This is a genomic window from Pseudomonas fluorescens HK44 (assembly GCF_000217955.3).
Classification (GTDB): Bacteria; Pseudomonadota; Gammaproteobacteria; order Pseudomonadales; family Pseudomonadaceae; genus Aquipseudomonas; species Aquipseudomonas fluorescens_AQ.
In genome coordinates this window covers 1-17,427 of the sequence record NZ_AFOY02000021.1, presented here as the reverse complement: position 1 = coordinate 17,427, position 17,427 = coordinate 1, and the positions used below count along the sequence as shown (strand labels likewise).

Annotated in this window: 13 protein-coding genes and 2 pseudogenes; 8 read left to right on the top strand and 7 right to left on the bottom strand. The window is 59.8% G+C overall.

Annotated features, from left to right (window positions below; genetic code table 11):
- Positions 1–210: 210 nt before the first annotated feature.
- Complete coding sequence (locus tag HK44_RS25670) at positions 211–1,065, bottom strand: sulfotransferase family protein (protein ID WP_019691140.1); 855 nt, start codon at positions 1,063–1,065, stop codon at positions 211–213.
- 242 nt (positions 1,066–1,307) lie between these two features.
- Positions 1,308–2,900: a glycosyltransferase family 39 protein gene (locus tag HK44_RS25665; RefSeq protein WP_019691139.1), complete on the bottom strand. Its 1,593-nt coding sequence runs from the start codon at positions 2,898–2,900 to the stop codon at positions 1,308–1,310.
- Positions 2,901–3,073: 173 nt separating this feature from the next.
- Between HK44_RS25665 and HK44_RS29970 the strand changes: the two are divergent.
- A pseudogene (locus HK44_RS29970) lies at positions 3,074–3,194 on the top strand (tail fiber protein); the annotation flags it as partial.
- A gap of 73 nt (positions 3,195–3,267) precedes the next feature.
- Here HK44_RS29970 and HK44_RS25655 read toward each other — a convergent pair.
- From HK44_RS25655 to HK44_RS25645, 3 genes are read right to left on the bottom strand one after another with little or no spacing between them, the layout of a single operon-like run.
- A complete protein-coding gene (locus tag HK44_RS25655; protein WP_019691137.1) occupies positions 3,268–5,364 on the bottom strand; it encodes a biotin/lipoyl-binding protein in 2,097 nt (698 codons plus the stop codon).
- Positions 5,365–6,684: an efflux RND transporter periplasmic adaptor subunit gene (locus HK44_RS25650; protein WP_019691136.1), complete on the bottom strand. Its 1,320-nt coding sequence runs from the start codon at positions 6,682–6,684 to the stop codon at positions 5,365–5,367. It lies immediately after the preceding gene.
- Positions 6,681–7,463 carry an efflux RND transporter periplasmic adaptor subunit gene (locus HK44_RS25645; RefSeq protein WP_019691135.1) on the bottom strand — a complete coding sequence of 261 codons (783 nt, stop codon included), beginning with the start codon at positions 7,461–7,463 and terminating at the stop codon, positions 6,681–6,683. The genes HK44_RS25650 and HK44_RS25645 overlap by 4 nt, the downstream gene beginning before the upstream one ends.
- A 329-nt stretch (positions 7,464–7,792) precedes the next feature.
- Here HK44_RS25645 and HK44_RS25640 point away from each other — a divergent pair, with 329 nt between their 5' ends.
- The gene (locus HK44_RS25640) at positions 7,793–8,632 is read left to right on the top strand and encodes an RHS repeat-associated core domain-containing protein (protein ID WP_080690683.1); all 840 of its coding nucleotides are present in this window, start codon (positions 7,793–7,795) and stop codon (positions 8,630–8,632) included.
- A gap of 59 nt (positions 8,633–8,691) precedes the next feature.
- Here HK44_RS25640 and HK44_RS30230 read toward each other — a convergent pair whose 3' ends face one another.
- Positions 8,692–8,820 carry a hypothetical protein gene (locus tag HK44_RS30230; protein ID WP_431357350.1) on the bottom strand — a complete coding sequence of 43 codons (129 nt, stop codon included), beginning with the start codon at positions 8,818–8,820 and terminating at the stop codon, positions 8,692–8,694.
- Positions 8,821–9,007: 187 nt separating this feature from the next.
- On the opposite strand from HK44_RS30230, the gene HK44_RS25635 reads away from it, so the two are divergent.
- The 6 genes from HK44_RS25635 (at position 9,008) to HK44_RS25610 (ending at position 16,896) form a co-directional block, all read left to right on the top strand.
- Positions 9,008–9,718 (top strand): GntR family transcriptional regulator, encoded by a 711-nt coding sequence (locus tag HK44_RS25635; RefSeq protein ID WP_019691132.1) that lies wholly within the window; start codon positions 9,008–9,010, stop codon positions 9,716–9,718.
- A gap of 17 nt (positions 9,719–9,735) precedes the next feature.
- Complete coding sequence (locus HK44_RS25630; protein WP_019691131.1) at positions 9,736–10,485, top strand: thioesterase II family protein; 750 nt, start codon at positions 9,736–9,738, stop codon at positions 10,483–10,485.
- Positions 10,486–11,220: 735 nt separating this feature from the next.
- Positions 11,221–11,997, top strand: a complete 777-nt coding sequence (locus tag HK44_RS25625) for a DUF3050 domain-containing protein (protein WP_019691130.1) — start codon at positions 11,221–11,223, stop codon at positions 11,995–11,997.
- Positions 11,994–12,923, top strand: coding sequence for a diiron oxygenase (locus HK44_RS25620; protein WP_019691129.1), 930 nt, complete (start codon positions 11,994–11,996; stop codon positions 12,921–12,923). The genes HK44_RS25625 and HK44_RS25620 overlap by 4 nt, the downstream gene beginning before the upstream one ends.
- 14 nt (positions 12,924–12,937) lie before the next feature.
- Positions 12,938–16,399, top strand: a complete 3,462-nt coding sequence (locus HK44_RS25615) for an amino acid adenylation domain-containing protein (protein ID WP_019691128.1) — start codon at positions 12,938–12,940, stop codon at positions 16,397–16,399.
- Between the two features lie 29 nt (positions 16,400–16,428).
- Positions 16,429–16,896, top strand: a complete 468-nt coding sequence (locus HK44_RS25610) for an SRPBCC family protein (protein WP_019691127.1) — start codon at positions 16,429–16,431, stop codon at positions 16,894–16,896.
- A 114-nt stretch (positions 16,897–17,010) separates the two neighbouring features.
- Here the strand turns inward: HK44_RS25610 and HK44_RS25605 are convergent.
- Positions 17,011–17,198: pseudogene (locus HK44_RS25605) on the bottom strand (methyl-accepting chemotaxis protein); the annotation flags it as partial.
- Positions 17,199–17,427: the final 229 nt, after the last annotated feature.

Genomic DNA, 17,427 nt, shown 5'->3' with positions numbered 1-17,427 from the left:
CGCGTCTGTGGCGGTGTGGCTGTCAGTCTGAGCAGTATCGGCCACCGTGGCCGCCACCGCGCCGTCGAACAGCATCCGCGGCTCCAGGGACATGATCAATGGCGATGCCAGGACGCGTGCGCCCTCCGTGATCCGCGACTTGCCTTTGCTCCACCACATGTTGCTCACCCAGACTCGAACGTTCATACCGCGCAAATGAAAACGCCGCGATCAACTGATCGCGGCGTCGGCTTTCATACGAATGACATTGGCAGCGCTGGCAGAGCCATCGAGCCAAAAGGACAGTTCCGCGTATTGCGCAAACAGGTCCGGCGGCAGAATGGTGCGCCGTGACTCCAGGGAAACCCTGGATCTGACCTTGTGCAGACCTGCAACCCCAAGCGCCTGGTCGAATTCCGGCGCATCGTAGGCCAGGTGGTTGAAGTCATGTTCGAACCAGGGTTCGCCGATGAAATCGTAGATCAACCGCATGACCCGCTCGGGGGCCTGGGTCAGCAGGTCGTAATCAACGATCAGCAACGACTCGGCGTGCTCGCCGTAATAGGCTTCCTTGAGCGCGGCCCAGGCAAATCCCACCAGGCGATTGCGCTGTGCCAGCGTTTCGCAACGGCTGTAAACCGTATTGCGCTCGACCGCATCGCCGAACAGCTTGGTGTTTTCGAAAGGATTGGCGCGATACAACCGTTCAAGGCTGTCCATGACCCAGGCGACATTGCGCACGCAGGCGATGACCTTCGCTTGGGGAAACAGATCGTTAAGCGCCGGAAGCCGTGAGCTCCATTGGCGATTGGTGTCGAAGACAATCTGCTTATCGGCTTTGTCGGCGTAGTAGGAGTCGAACAGCCCGCGCAGCAAGCGACGGCGCAACGGTGTGTCGATCACCGCACCGAACTCGCTGCCGGCACTGCACTGATCGAGAATGCCGCTGAACAGGGCACCGACCGGGCTGCTCATGCCGGCATGAAAACGCGGATTCTGCAACAGAATCGCAGACAGCAGGGTTGAGCCTGAGCGCGGCAAGCCGGAGATAAAGTGGAACTTCTGCAATCCCTTCACCGTAGTCATCAGTCCTTTGTAGGACAAAGCGTAGCCTACGATTTTGGATCCGACTAGTGGGCTTTTGATATCAAATTGGAACTAAAACCCTGTGAAAGGTGCGGTTGTAACAAAAGCGGACAGGGTGAAACGCGCTTCTGTAGGAGCAAGGCTTGCCCGCGATGAACGATGACGCGGTATGCCTGAAGCACCGCGGCGCACCCATCGCGGGCAAGAGCTAGGCGCCCCCCCCGCTCCTACGGATTTACAGGTTATTTTTTAGGGCTATTGATGACAAACAACCGCGCCTGCGCATTTCCAGCGACTTTTTCGCTGATCTTCTGCCAATCGGCGGGCAATGGTGCGAACTCATCAGGTTGGTCAGCGGTGCTGAACAACCACACGCGATGCGCTCCGGGCGGCAGGTCGGTGAGCCGATCGAGGTAGATCTTGTCGGCGGCTTCCTCTACCAGCGTACCGAAACCGTAGGCATTCGGCCGACTGGACGTGCCGTTGGCCAAGACCGGGGTAAAGAGGCGCGGCTGAACGTCGGTGCGATCGTAGTAGACGTACGGCATATACCAGAGCAGATCGCTGATGACGACCTGATCACCCGGCTCGTAATGCTGATTGATGAACTCGACCGTCACATTGAGTTGGTCATTTGGATCGACCGTCGCGTTGTTTTTCAGGCCCACCCCTTCAATGCCGATAAACAGCATGAGCAATGCCAGGGCCAGCACTCGAGCAGATTTTTTCAGGCCATCGATGCTCAGGGCAATGATCAGCGGCAGCCCCAGCGCGAAAGCCGTCACGTAGCGCTCGATAAACACCGGTGAAATGAACGACACGAGGAAAACCAGCACCAGCGGCACCACTGCGTAAATCGCCAGCAAGGCACTCCAGCGGTAGACGCTACGATCACGTAGCACCGTCACCACGATCACGGCCAGCAACAGCACTGGCAATGCGAAAAACACCGACCTGGGCAGGAAGTCATCATCGCTCTGGATCATGAAGGTCCAGACCATGGACGGCAGGGAGCTGACGGTGACCGGATCTTCCCAGCCCACATCGCCGCTGGCCTTGAGCTCCGGCATGTGCTGAACCAGGCTCAGCAACTGCGGGACCCACGGCAGAAACAGCAGCACGATCGCCGCATTGGTCAGCCACCAGCCCGGGCGGTTGATGTGCCGCAACGGCTCGCCTGGCTGCACCCGCAGCACCAGCAGGTACAACCAATGGGCAATCACGCACAGGGCCGTGAAGTAGTGGGTGTAAAACGCGGCAGCCATCAGCAGTGCATAGATCACCAGATACCGTGCGCGCTGGGGCTGTTTGACCCAATACACCAGTGCAATCGTCGCACCCAGCAGCAACACGCCCAGCAGCGAATACATCCGCACTTCCTGGCTGTAACGCACCGCCGACGGGAATAGCGCCAGCAACAACCCGGCCAGCAACGCCACCCGCGGGTTGGCGATCAACCGTACCAGCCAGACGCCCATTGCCACCGTGGCGATCCCCGGCAACGCACTCAGGCCGCGGATCGAGAGCATGCCGTCGCCGAACAGTTCGATCCAGCCGTGCAGGACCATGAAATAGAGCGGCGGATGCACATCACGGGCTGCGTGAAACCAGATCCCGGCCAAATCGTACTGGCTCATCAGCAGGCTGGAGCCTTCATCGCCCCAAATCGCCGCAGCTGTCAGGTCGTAAAACCGCACGAATGCCGCCAACAGCAAAATTGGCCAGATCCCGTAATCGGTCAGCCATTGAAACAGACGCGCCGAGGCCGTCAGCCGAGTGCGCGCCGCACACCCATCAGGCTGGCCGGCAAGCTCTGTTTCTCTTCGGTATTCCATCTGTCCCCCCTGGGTGATCGAAAAGGCCCTATAAGGCTTGGACCTTGAACTGGGGGTGGATGCTGCCCCATTCCCTGCACGCACGCAATGTAGCGGCATTCGTCTTGGCGGCCACGCTGATCGGTGGTCGGCGGACTCGCCGGCCTCCCCCAAAAAACACAGGGATAACAACCATGAAAGTGTTTACCGGAACCCCAGACCTTCGCTTTCAACTATCCACCCAGCGGCTGGGCGTTGTGTAACGGGCAGACCCTGCAAGTCGGCCAGTTCCAGGCGCTGTTCGCCTTGCTCGGCCCCCCTAACCTGACCACCACCACGACCGTCCGCGGCCTTGGCATTGTTGTTCGGCATCGTGATGCTCCTTGCGCTAAAAACCACTCTCCCTCACGCCCAACGCCGCCAATCGGCGCCAGGCGGTCCCCAGCAACGACTCACTGCCGCCCTGCAACACCACCAGCCCCCGCAATGGCTGCACCGGGGTGACAATGCTGTCGAGGACTTTAAGCCGCACCGCGTATTGCGCTTGCACAGGCTCGGCGCGCTGGCTCTGATCGCGGCGCACAGCAATCGGCCCATGGTGGTCGGAGGTCAGCGCTTCCTGATCGACAACCGCCGCGCCGTTGGTGTCGATTTCAGTCAGCTCGACCGCCACCGCCGGGTGCATCGGGTCCTCGGCGATAAACCTTCCCGCCGCACCGGGTGTAACCCGCCACAGTTCGGCTTCGGCCACATAACCGCGCAGTCGCGCGCCCTCTTCGACAACCCGGGCCAGCGTCTCCTTGGGCGACAACCAGCGGCCAACGGCCAGTTGCGGCAGCAGATCGCGCACCTGACCGGCCTGGGGCGCCCGCAGCAGCAGGCGCTCGCGCTGCGCCGCCAAACCGCGATACTCGGCCACCGCCTCCGCCAGCCGCTGTTCGACGATGCCCGCATCGGCGGCGGTTTCACTGCGTCCGGCCTGACGGCGCATCTGCAATTGCTGAATCTCGATTTCCCGGCGCGCGATGGCCTGACGCGAGTCCAGGTCCGGCGACTCCAGCTCAAGCAACACATCGCCCTGGGCGACGATCTGCCCGTCACTGACATTCAGCTGCTTGACCCGTGCCGCCACCGGCGCATGCAAGGCGCTGACCCGGCCAGCCTCCAGCATGCTCGGCAGTTCCACCGCGCTGCGCCACGGCAGCACCAGCACGGCAATTACCGCCAACAACCCCAAACCACTGAGTAACGCCCGCGGTGCATGGGCCTGTTCGCGGCGGCTCCACCATTCGCGCCATTCGCGCGCAATCGGCAAGAAGATGAACCACACCAGCTCGACCATCATCAGGAAGATCCCCAACAATTTGAAGAACAGGTGATACACCGCCAACGCAATCCCGAAAAACAGCACCGCGCGCCACAGCCACGAGCCGTATCCCCACCACAGCAAACGCCGTTGCATCGATGGCGACCAAGGCTCCGGGGCTGGCGCGCCGTACCCGAACAGCGCCTCGCGCAATCGCCAACGACATAAGGCAAACGCCCGGCCCTGAAGGTTGTCCACTTCCCAGAAGTCGCTGAGCAAAAAATAACCATCGAAACGCATGAAAGGATTCAGGTTGACCGCAAGCGTAGTGAGCCAGGTCGCGCTGGCGAGCATGAACGCCGCCGTCCGCGCCGGCCCGTCCGGCAACAGCGACCAGGCAAGCAAGGCGATACACGCCAGCAGCAACTCGGCGAGCACCCCGCCCGCGCCGATCAGCAACCGCGCGCGCCGATCATTGACCCGCCAGGCATCGCTGACATCGGTGTAAAACATCGGCAGCAGCACCATGAACGCCACCCCCATGCTCTGCACCCGACAGCCGGCGCGTTTGGCCATGAAGGCGTGGCCGAACTCGTGACAAAGCTTGGCGAAGAACAACGCCACCCCGAACGCCAACGCACCGCCAAGACTGAACAAGTGCGGGAAGGTCGCGATAAAGCGCTGCCAGTCCCGCGACACCAGAAACACCCCCAGCCCCAGGGTCAGCGGCACACCATAGCGCAACGCTCCAGGGCCAAAACGCGCGAGCCAGGGCCACGCGCGATTGAGGAACGCGTCAGGACGCCACAGTGGAATCCGGAAGAACAGGTATTGGTGCAGCAAGATCTGCCACACACTCTGACGTTGCGCCGCGGCCTTGAGGCCATAACTGTCGCGCTGTTGCGGGTCGAGGGCGGAAATCAGGTCGTGGGCGCGCAGAAAACTCAGCAACTGCTCAAGCTCAGCGACGTCCAGAGGCAAGCCCGGTTCGCGATTGGCGGCGCGCAGCACTTGCTCGGGATCGCCCAAAGACCAATGACGCAGCAAGCGCATGGCCGCGGCACCGAGCTTGAAGTAGCGCCCGCGCAGCGGGTCGGCCAAGGTCCAGCGCGGCGATCCGTCCAGCGCCGGGGCGGCCATCTGCAACTGTAAATCGGCACGCAGGCTGGGCAATGTCATCTAGAGACCTACACTTTGGCGCAAGCCGGCCAGCGGCTTGCGCAACAGGTACAGCGCCAGCGGCGCACGATCCCCGAAGATTTTCGCCGTACCGCGCAAGCCGATACGCGGCGGCGCGGCCTCGAAACTGGCGTCGAGCCGATACGCCAGCTGGCCGCCGGCCGTCGGTTGCGCTTCGTAGGCCGAGCGCTCGAGTCTGGCCGAATGCCGTTGCAACGGGTCGCTGTCGAGAAACAACGCCACCTGCGCGCCCGGCTCCAGTGCAATCGCATCGCCGACCGCCAGTTCGATGCGCAGTTCCGCCTGGCTCGGGTCAGCGATTTCCATCAGCCGCTCACCGGTCTGCACCGGCTTGCCGGTCCAGCGTTCAGCGTCGGCGAACACCGCAATGCCGTCGCGCTCGGCACGCACTTCACTGCGTTTGAGCAGTTCACGGGCGTAATCGCGTTCAGCACGTTTCTGCTCGACCCGCGCGGCCAGCAAATCAATTTTCGAACTCGACTCGGCGTCGGCAAAGGCGCGCTGGGCGTTGGCCTTGAGCTCGGCTTGCGCCACGCCCAAGGCCCGATCGGCAACATCGGCCTGGGCTTTGAGCGTGGTGCCTTCGAAGCGCAGCAACAGATCGCCGGTTTTCACGTTCTGGTTGGGTTTGACCAGGAACTCGGCGATCACCCCGTCCAACGGTGCCGCCACCACCCGACCGCCGAGTGGTACGACCTCGGCCGGCGCCAGCACCGACTGACGTACCGGAATCAACAAACCCAGCACCAGCACTGCCGCCAAGGCGACCTGACGTTTGCGGGTCCAGCGCAAGCGCCACGGTTGACGCGGTTGCAGCGCCAGCCAGGCGTGACTGTAGGTGTCGCCCAGTTGCGACAACAGCACTTGCTCGGACAGATTCCACGGCACATCGCGAGCCAGCCACACACCGCCGAATACCTGGCCCTGGCGATCAATCAATGGCAGCCAAAACACCTGCGCAGCGGAAAGACTTTGCCAGTCGGCCTGAATCGGGCCGCTTAACGCGGTCGCCGGTATAACCCGCGCCTGTTTCACCAGCTCGAGCTTGAACAACTGCGCCACCGCTTGCTCGACGAACGCTACAAACGGCGCATTCGGCTCCACGGCGCTAACACCGGTGATCGCCCGCACCTTGCCGGCGATCAACAGCGCCGCGTGACGAAAGCCGAACAAGGATTGACCGTCGTTGGCCAGGCTGTAAGCCAGTTGGTCGGTGGTGCGCGCGGTGCGGGTCTGGCGCTCCAGCTCCAGAAAGCGCGCGAAAACCTGCTCGGCGCCACCCGTGACGGGCGCGTTCATTTGAGCTCCGCGAAGCGCGCCGTGCCACTCATCCCGGCCAGCAAGCCGCTGGCGTTGGGCACCGTTGCGACCAGCAGCAGGGTCTGGCTGCCTTCGTCGATTCGCGCGCCGAGGCGTTTTACCGTGGCATCGAGTGGCTGGCCGGTTTCATCGGGAATGAAGCTGAACGTCTGTCCGGGCTTGAGTTTGCTCATCCAGCGCGAGGGCACCAGCAGGTGGATTTCCAGGCTGCGGTTGTCGACGATGTCCAGCAGCGGCGCACCAGCGGCGACGCTTTCATAACGCTGAACCTTGCGTGCGACGACCTGTCCGTCAAATGGCGCGACGACGCTGCAGCGTTTGACCTGAACCTGATAAACCTGAGATTGGGCCTGGATTTCGCTGAGTTTGGCTTCGGCTCGCGCCACTTCGAAACGTCCGACCGAGTTCAACGAAGCGAGTTGTTTGTTGTGCGCCAACTCTTCGCCGGCACCACGGCTGGCGGCCTGCGCGGCGTTGAGCTGCGCCTGAAAGGCCGAGCAGTCGAAACGCGCCAGGGTGTCACCCTTCTTGAAGGACTCGCCTTCACTGAACGGCAACTCGACAATTCTGCCGGGCAGTTCACTGGCAAGTACCGCTTGATCGCGAGCGCGCAACACACCACGCGCTTCGCTGCTGGTTGTGGCATGACTGCCTGCGGTGCTGCTTTCCAGCAGCGGATCGTCTGGCACGGGCGTTTGCGCCTGTGCCACGCCTGCCAGCCCGATCAAACCTAACGCCAAACCACGAAAACGCTGCATAGCCGTGTCTCCCTGACAGATGGTCGGAGTCTACGACAGCCTCAACAAGCGTCAAGCAATTAGCCATCACTGCCCGAAATTGCGCCGTTTCAAAAAACACAATGGGGCAACGCCATTACCCAATCATCTGTGCAATGACGCTCGGTATCAGATCCCACATAAAAAATTCAGAACCTGCAAACCATCAAGATAGAAGGTTAAGGCCTTTGCTCGGGTTCGGGATTGAGTGAGGTGGCCCTAGCAGTTCTGATAGTTCCCAGTGTCGGGCTGAACGAGTAACACTGGACACCTTCATTACGTCGCTCCTGCCAATCAAAGGAAGCACTTCCATGAACCACACCAACACGACTCAACAACGCACCGTGTTGCTGGCGACCGACGACAAAAACTCGGTAATTGCTGAAGTGGTTGGCGACAAAACCACTCCCATGGCTTATTCCGCCTACGGCCATCAGTCTGCACAACAGGACGTCGTAACGCGGCTGGGCTTCAACGGCGAGCTGCGCGAAGCACAGATCGGCTGGTATTTGCTGGGCAACGGCCACCGCGCTTACAACCCGCGATTGATGCGTTTTCATAGTCCGGACAGTTGGAGTCCGTTTGGAGAGGGTGGATTAAACGCCTATGCATATTGTTCAAATGATCCAACCAATAGCAAGGATCCCACTGGGCACATACGCCTTAAGATCATACCAACTCGCTCTCTTATCCGAAGACCTCCCGTCATTGTTCAAAATCCGCAAAGACATAGCGTCACGACTCCAACTCCGCCAAGATCTAGCGTCATCGTTGAAAATCCAAAAATCTCACCACCCAAACCCACTGACACTCAAGAGAATTCTGTAAGAAGCTTGGGACTGACAATATCGAGTAAAGCCCTCCCCCGCTCGGCCTCTACCGGGGCTATACCAATATCTTCGAGCACAATCCTCGACGCAATCAAAACTCCTATCTCAAGCACGTCACTCTCCAAACAAAATGTCAGCGCCATGCACTCAGGCGCTTCAGCGCCACAACAAATGCCCAAACTAGAGCCGATTGGCATCCATAAAAATCAGCTACCGCCCGGAAAGAGAAGAATGCCAACGCTTCCCATTAGTGCATCAGAACAAGAGATCAAGAAAATACGCTGGCTAAATCCGTCCATCCGCTTAATCCGCGGCTCCTGAGGGCGATCATTTCGTGTAATAGCCCTGAGGCTTTATGGCAGATCAGTGGTCATCACACGCTACCGCTCGTGTAACGCCTCTGCCCGTGCCTTGATGATCGGTTTGAGCGGGTAGCTGAGGATGGTTTTCTTGCCGGTGATGATGTCTACCGAGGCAACCCTGCCGGAATGGCAGGGTGCGATCACCACGATCGCGCTAAACTTGGGAGACGCGGACGCAGTTGAAAAGATCTTAGCCCGTGAAGTTGCGTTCAGTGGCAAAGCCCGTGGCCTAAAACTGTCGAAAACTGCATTGTCTTGCCGGTTTGACAACCCGTCAGGCAGTTACTAGTGTTCATTGGATCCAATTTTTCCATTTCAATCAGGGTGCGTTGTCGTGACACAGAAGCCCAACCCTTTAAGTACGATCCCGGTCAGCGGCCCTATCCCCGCACACCTTGCGCGATCGGTGATCGAAGAAACCCTGCGCTCGGCGATTCTCGACGGCCGTTTGCCTTGCGGCACCGCGCTGCGCCAGCAAGACCTGGCCGACCTGTTCGGTGTCAGCCGCATGCCCGTGCGCGAAGCCTTGCGCCAGCTCGAGGCGCAATCGCTGCTCCATGTTGTCGCACATAAAGGTGCAGTTGTTGCGCCATTGGTCGAAGGTGACGCCGCCGAAACCTATGCCCTGCGCATCCTGCTGGAATCCGAGGCCCTGCGCCTGTCGATTCCGCTGCTCGACGACGACGATTTTGCCGAGTCGGCGCGCTACATCGACGACCTCGAAACGCAAACCGATTACGCCGAGATCGGCAGACTTAACCGATTGTTCCATATGTCGCTGTACCGCAAGGCGCCCAACCGCAGACTTCTCAGCCTGGTGGAAAGCGGTCTGTGGGAAGAGGAACGTTTTCTGCGCTTCAACCTTGAAGCCATGGGGCTCGGCAAGCTGTCCCAGGAAGATCACCGCGACCTGCTGCGCGCTGCACAAGCCCGAGACATCGCGCTAACCGTGACAAAGCTTGAGAACCACCTCAACCGGGGTGTCGAGGTCATCACGCGTTACCTGAACAGCCTTGAACCTCAGGGCAAGAAATCGTCGACGTGAATCGCACAAGGAAAGCCGTGCACGCCCGGAACACTCCATGGCTGACTGTTATCAGCGCCAGCCAGACGACGGATGTCAGGCTGATCTGCTTCGGCGAGTCTGGTGCCGATCCCGAGCAGTTCCGCAGTTGGACGCAAGCACTGAGCGAGCACATTGAACTGCTCGCGTTCAGACAGCCCGGCCATGGCGATCCGCAGAACCGGACACCCTACGAACAATGGCCACCGCTGTTGGTCGACGCCTTTGCGGCGCTACAACCTTACTTGTCCGAACCCCATGCACTGTTTGGCCATGGCCTGGGCGCAATTCTGGCCTACGAGCTGGCCAAATTGAGCGAAATCCACTGCCCGGGGCAAACCCGTCATTTGTTCATTTCCGGTTGCCGCAGCCCGGATACCCGACCCGCCTCTGCGCCGCTGCACAGCTTGCCGAACATCCGGCACGGTTATGCACCCTCCAGCCCCGGAGCACTTCCCGATGCAACGGCCGGCGATCAACTCGCCGCCTTCGAAGCACTGATCCACGGTGACTTGAAATTGCTCGAGTCCTGGGCCGATCCTTCCAGTCGCAGCCTGCACATCCCGATGACGGCCTTCTACGGCAGCGACGATCCGCTGGCCCCCCTCGAAAGCATGGTCAATTGGCGCGAGTTCACTCGCCGTGAGTTCGAACTGATAGAAATGACCGGTAATCATTTTTTCACCATCACTCAGCGTCATCGTCTGCTGCAGATCATCAACACCCATCTGGGCCTGCTCAGCGAGTAAGCGCCTGACGCCTGTGCCTCATGGCACAGGTTCTCGAAAAGCGCTGGCGACACCTTTCCCTTCTTCCCTCCCTGAAAACCCCTGCCCACCCCTGTGCCAGTGATAGCAGTGCTGGCTTTTTGGGCTCACTCTTGGTTTGCCGACTAAAAAAGGACGAGCGGCGTGTAAATCTGCCTGCACAGCCCTCGCGTGATGGACGAACAAAAGGAGGCTTGCCAAAGGACGGGAAGAGATGGGCCGTGCCCGCCTCCTGCCCACCACATCAAAAACCATTAACTTTCCAGCCACAAAGTTGCTCCGAGTGAGGCATTCACTCTTTTAAATTCTGACTTATATAAGCCGGAAGGAACAACTTCACCCAAATAAAACTTAGCCAAAAAGTTTTATCGAAACTTGTCACACCCGAAAAAACACACTTGACAAATAATATAAAAAACACTTGCCCGCTACTTGTTTCATGTATTAATTTTTCTCCGCCGACAACTTCAAGTTCCAGCGTACTTGTCGGCGCGGTCAATGCCCAGGGTCTGTAATACTCACCCGAGCAGCTGACTGCCAAGCACCATCGACGCACGCAACGCCTTGCCTGGCAAGGTCCGCCAACGCCATGAACTGCATCAACGTTTGTTTGAGGTACTTGTTCGTCTATTAAAAAGATCAGGCCGCACCGTGTTTGAACTTGCCTAATAAACTTCTGCCAACCGAACAATTTAACTCACAACTTATAGGCCTCTCATGAAACCCAATAAAGCACTTCTCGATCAAAAAAAAGCAGCGCTGAGCGCTCACCCTATCTTCGCCGAGATTCATTCACTGTCGATACTTCAACGCTTTATGGAAACCCATGTATTTGCCGTTTGGGACTTCATGTCACTGACCAAACGCCTGCAACAGGAACTCACGTGTGTGCAACTGCCCTGGCTGCCGCCCGAAGACCCTCAAGCGGCGCGCCTGATCAACGAAATCGTTCTTGGCGAAGAGTCCGATGACCGGCTCGATCACGGTCACTACAGCCATTTCGAGTTGTACCTGGACGCGATGCGCGAAATCGGCGCCAGCACGGCGGCCGTGGAGCGCTTCGTCGCCCTGCAAAAGGAAGGCGTGAGCTACGACGTTGCCCTGCAAAGCGTCGACGTCGACCCAGCCGCCTCGAACTTCGTCCGGCACACCTTGCACACCGCCCTGTATGCGCCGGGGCACAGCGTTGCCGCAGCGTTTTTGCATGGCCGTGAAAGCGTCATCCCACAGATGTTCCAGCGCATTCTCGACGATTGGGGAATAGGCATCGAACAGGCGCCGACCTTTCGTTACTACCTGGAGCGGCATATCGAAGTCGACTCCGAAGACCACGGCCCCGCCGCCGAAACACTCCTGGCACGCTTGGTCGATGGCGATCCGCAACGGCAGGAAGACGTCTACACCGCGGCCATCGCCGCCGTGGAAAGCCGTATCGCACTGTGGGACGGCTTGCGCCTGAGCATGCGTGAATCAGTCGCCGAGGTGAGTGCATGAACGCCGCCGACTACCAATCCTTCGCCGACGCCTGGGAAAACCGCGCGACCATCCGTACACGTCCGCGGCGCATGGTCGAAAACGACGACAAACTGATCTATCCCTTGAGCCGTCAACCGCTGGTGCTGAGCGAAACTTTTGTCCGCGAATGCCCGGAGCAACGCGACTTTGCACTGGTGCAGACGCTCTACAAGTTCATCAACGACGTGGTGATTTTCGAAACCGAGATCGTCGACAAGACCGCCCGCAGCATCGCCAAGAATCGCTTCGCCGTGCCCTTCCCGTTCGCCTGTCGCTATGACGCCATGACCGTGGTGGTGGATGAGGATTACCACGCGCTGGTGGCGATGGACTTCATGCAGCAGACCGTGGCCATGACCGGCATCTCGCCGATCGAACTGCCACGTGAAATCGAACTGAGCCGGGCGATTCCTGCAGCGTTGGCGCTGGCTCCGGAACATCTGCGCAGCGCCGTGGAGCTGATCTGCGTGGCCATCGCGGAAAGCACCGTGACCAACGACGTCGCGGCATTCGCCAAGGACGACACGGTCAAGCAATCGATCAAGGGCCTGATGGCTGACCACTTGCTCGACGAGGGCCGCCACTCGGGGTTCTGGTCACGGCTGGTGCGGATCTATTGGCACTCGGCTAACGAAGACGACCGCCAACTGATCGCGAAGATTCTGCCGGTATTCATCGCTCACTACCTGACTAACGACATTCAGAAATCGTTCGATTTCCGGTTGATCGAACACCTGCACATCAACGATGCCGCCAAGGCCGCACTCAAGAGCGAAGTGGCAGGCCTGGCCTTCCCGATCAATCGCCATCACCCGCTGGTCGCCAACATCGTGCGGTTTTTCCGCAGCAGTTCGCTGCTCGAATCTCCGAGCGTGCAAGACGCCCTGAGCGACTACCTGATCTAGCCGAGGAGAACATCATGAGACGTCTCGACATTCTGCTCATCGGTCAAAGCCAGGCCTTGAATGAGCTGGCGCTGGAGCTGGAACAACACGGCCATATACTGACGCGATTAAGCGACAGTCACACCCTGAACGAACAATCGGTCGATAACGCCGAGCTGCTGATCGACGACGGCAGCCTGGCCATCCCGGCGCAACGTCTGCGCGACCTGGGCGAGTGTGCACAACTGAGCGTGCGCCTGGGCCTCGGGCCAACAGACGCGAGCGGCCTGCCACCCATCGATGTGCTGTGCCGCTACGCATCGAGCGGCGGCCAAAGACTCATCGCTCGCGTCCCCGTCGCCGACGAACCCTCGGGCAATGGCCAGGCACTGCGCCTGAGGGTCATCGCCGAACTGGTCGATCGTGTCGCGCTTGAAGTCAGTCGTTTCTCCCGCGATGCCGAGTACTTCATACACGCTGCAACAGCCACGCCCGGTCGTCATCAGCGTGAAGAAAGCTTGTTGACGCTGGAGAGTCTGGCCTATGCCCACCGGCTCAACCTCACCGCGCAACCGCAGCTGCTGCAACTCGGGCAAATCCCGATGATCGAGCGGCTCGAGCAGAGCTTCAAAACCTTCCGTGAACGCCCGGCGCTGCACATTGCCGGGGAGGTGCTCAGCTATGGCGACTTGCACACCCAAAGCCTGGCAATTCAACAACAGCTACTGCCACTGATCGAGCAGTACCGAGCGGTTGATGGACCGGTGGTGGTGGGCATTTGCCTGCCGAAATCCAGTGCGTTGTTCGCCGGCATTCTGGCGATCCTCGGCAGTGGCGCGGTGTACCTGCCACTCGAACCCAGCCATCCGCTGCAACGTCAGCAGTACATCCTGGAGAACGCCGGCGCCGTGCTGTTGTTGCACGATGGCCTGCACCCGCTGAGCAATGAAATACCGGGGCTCGACATCACTGGCATCGACGCCCGCGAGGCAAATCCCGGCTTGCCGCTGATGCGCCAGCGCCCCGGCAGTCAGGCGCCGTGCATGGCGCTCTACACGTCGGGCACCACCGGTCATCCCAAAGGGGTGTTGCTCAGTCAGAACAATCTCGGGCACTTCACCGCGTGGTACGCCGATTACGTCGGGCTGACGGAACAGAGTCGGGTGTTGCAGTTTTCATCGCTGAGTTTCGACTCCTCGTTGATCGATATTTTCCCGGCACTGATCCAGGGCGCCGAGCTGATCGTGCCCAACGACGACCAGCGTCGTGACCCGCTGCTACTGGTCGAGTTGATCCGTCATCATCGGCTCAGCCACGCGTTTCTCCCGCCAGCACTGCTGAGCATTCTGCCGTTGGATCAGTTGCGCGACCTTGCGCATGTGATGACCGGTGGCGACGTCTGCGAACCCCACGTGATCAAGCAGCTGACCCAGCAAGGCAAGCTCTACAACCTGTATGGCCCGACCGAAGCCACGGTGCTGATCACCGCCCGACAATTGCAAGTCGCTGACAGCAATCGCAGCCTCGGGGCACCGATTGCCAACAGCCAGGTGCTGATCCTCGACGAGAACTTTCAGCCCGTGGCCGAGCAGACCGTCGGTGAGCTGTACATCGTCGGTCCAGGGGTGTGTCTGGGCTATTTGAACAACCCGCAGCAGACCGCCGAGCGCTACCTGCAATTGCCCTTGCCGGGCGGCCAAAACTTGCGCGCCTATCGCACCGGCGATATGGCGAAGTGGACCGCCGACGGTATCGAGCTCTGTGGGCGACGAGACAATCAGGTGAAGATCCGCGGCTACCGGGTCGAGCCGGAGGAGATCGAACGCTGCCTGCGCGACAGCCAGTTGTTCCGCCAGGTGGCTGTAGTGATCGACAGTCATCGACGGATTCTGGCGTTCCTCGCACAACCCCAGGAAGACCAGCCAGGCGCGGCGCGCGAAGCGCTGAAAACTCACGCCCAGCAGTTCTTGCCAGACTACATGCAGCCCATTGCCTGGACTGAATTGGCGAACATGCCTTACGCCAGCAACGGTAAAGTCGATCGGCGAGCGCTGCTGGAAATGCCGGTCAACATCCTCGAAAACCTTCAGCGTCGGTTACCGGAGTCCGCCGACGAGGCGCAACTGCTGGAGCTCTGGGCCGATCTGCTGGAGTTGCCGGCAGGCGACATTTCCACCGACGAAAACTTCTTTAATCTGGGTGGCCACTCAATCCTGTTGTCGCGCATGTTGCTGCAAATACGCGAGCAGTTCGGACGCAGTATCTCGATCAATCGCTTCATCGAAGTCCCGACCATCGCCAGGCTGGCCACGCTGGTCAGAGGTTCTGCCGGCGAAGAAGTGCTCAGCGAAAAAGCCCTGGCCGATGCCTTCCGCGAGCTCGATGTACAGCCCTTGCCGGTCAGCCGGATGGGCGATGTGCACAAGGTCATTGTCACCGGTGCCAATAGCTTCGTCGGCGTGCATATCGTCGAGGCGCTGCTGGCCTGGGGCGCCAGCGAAGTCGCGTGTCTGGTGCGTGACGGTGCCGGGCAAAGCGCTGCGCAGCGTTTTGCCGAGTCCCTGCGTGAGAACCGTCTGGAGCATCTGGACCTGACTCGGGTGCAGGTTTACGCAGCGGACATCACGCAACCGGCACTGGGCCTGACGCCAGAGGTGTATGAGCGACTGGATCGGGAGTTCGGCGCGTTGGTGCACAACGCCGCCAACGTCAACCACGTGCTCGATTACGAGTCGCTGGCCCGGGATAACGTCGAGCCGATTTTCGAGTGCTTGCGACTCTGCGAAGGACGCAGCAAGAAGATCTTCAATTTCGTCTCCACGCTGTCGGCCTCCAGCACCATCGACGCCGAGGGTCGAGTGCTCGAACAACCCGCCGCGCAGACTCCGCCGATCTACATCAAGAACGGCTACAACCTGTCCAAATGGGTCGGCGAACGGATCCTTGAGCGTGCTCGCGAGCGTGGGGTGCGGGTCAACCTCTACCGGCCGGGCAACATCAGTTTCAACAGCCTCACCGGCGTCTGCCAGCCGCACAAGAACCGTCTGATGCTGATGCTCAAAGGCTCGATCCAGCTCGGCCAGGTGCCGGAGTTCGCGCTGAACTTCGACTTGATGCCGGTGGACTTCCTCGCTCGCTTCATCGCCTTTCACGCCAGCCGCTACCAGCCCGAACAGGCGGTGTTCAACCTGCACAACCCTGAACCGCTGAGCTGGGACGCCTATGTCGCTTCATTCCGCGAGGCCGGCCGCGAGTTTCAAATGGTCAGCGTCGCCGACTGGCAACAGCAACTGGGCCGGGTCGACAGCGATAACGCGTTGTTTGGCGTGCTGGGTTTCTACCTCAACGGCTTCGAGGAGGACATTGGCGACATCTCGATGATCGGCCACGCCAATGCCCAGGCCGGTGTGCAGCAAATGGGCACGCACTACCCGCAAAAATCTCCGGCGCTGCTGCGTCGCGGCTGCGACTACCTGAAAGAAATCAACTTCATCTGATTCACCACCCGTAGAAATGGAGCAAGACCATGAGCACTCTGCAACCCGATACCCTGATCAAAAACCCGCACGGCTGCCACGTTGTGTCGTCGGTGGAAATACCCGCCGAGGCGTCGCGTGTCTGGGAAGTGGTCGGCAACTTCGCCGGCTTCGACAAGTTCATCCCGGCGCTGTCGCACATCGAGATGACCGGTGAAGGCGTGTCGTCGCTGCGTAAGAAGTTCTTCAAGGACGGTAACCTGGTGGTCGAACAACTCAACTCCCGCGACGATCAGGCGCTGAGCATGACCTGGACTACCGTTTACAACACCTTGGGCGTTGGTCAATTGTGGGCCGCCATGAGCGTCGAGCCCCTGAGCGCCGCCAAGTCCCGCGCAACCTGGACCATCATCGCCGAACCCGCCCAGGGCGGTGTCGAAGCCATGTCGGGGTTCAAGGAGTTCGTGCAGGGGTTTGCCGATGACTCGATGAGCAATGCGCGCAATCTGTTTGCGTAGGGCAATTTCGCCATAAAAAAACGCGATGAGTCAGACCGACCTCATCGCGTTTTTTGGCATCCATGCAACGGTTTAAATCTTGAAGCTATCTACCAGTTGCTTCAGGCGGTTGGCCTGCAACGAGGTGATCATCTTGTGAATCTCTTCCGCCGACTCCTGAGTGCGGTGGGTCAGGTTGCGCACTTCGTCCGCCACCACCGCGAAACCGCGCGCCCGGCCTCACCCGCCCGCGCCGCTCCGATGGCCGCGTTGAGGGCCAGCAAGTTGGTCTGCTGCGAAATGCCTTTAATTACGTCGAGGATCCCAGAAAGCTTGGGCTTTTCAGCTTTCCCTGCAAAACCCGCTAAAGGCCATGCTAGAGCGCTCAACCTACGCTTTTTTGATGACGTTTGATCATGCAGGGCAGGCGCTCTGCAACAATCACCGCGCAGGAGAGCGAGCCGCGTAGACAACGTATTCGCGTGGAGCTTTTAGCGGTCTCTGAAATGACAAAACCCCTGTCTGCGTAAGCAGACAGGGGTTTCGGAATTC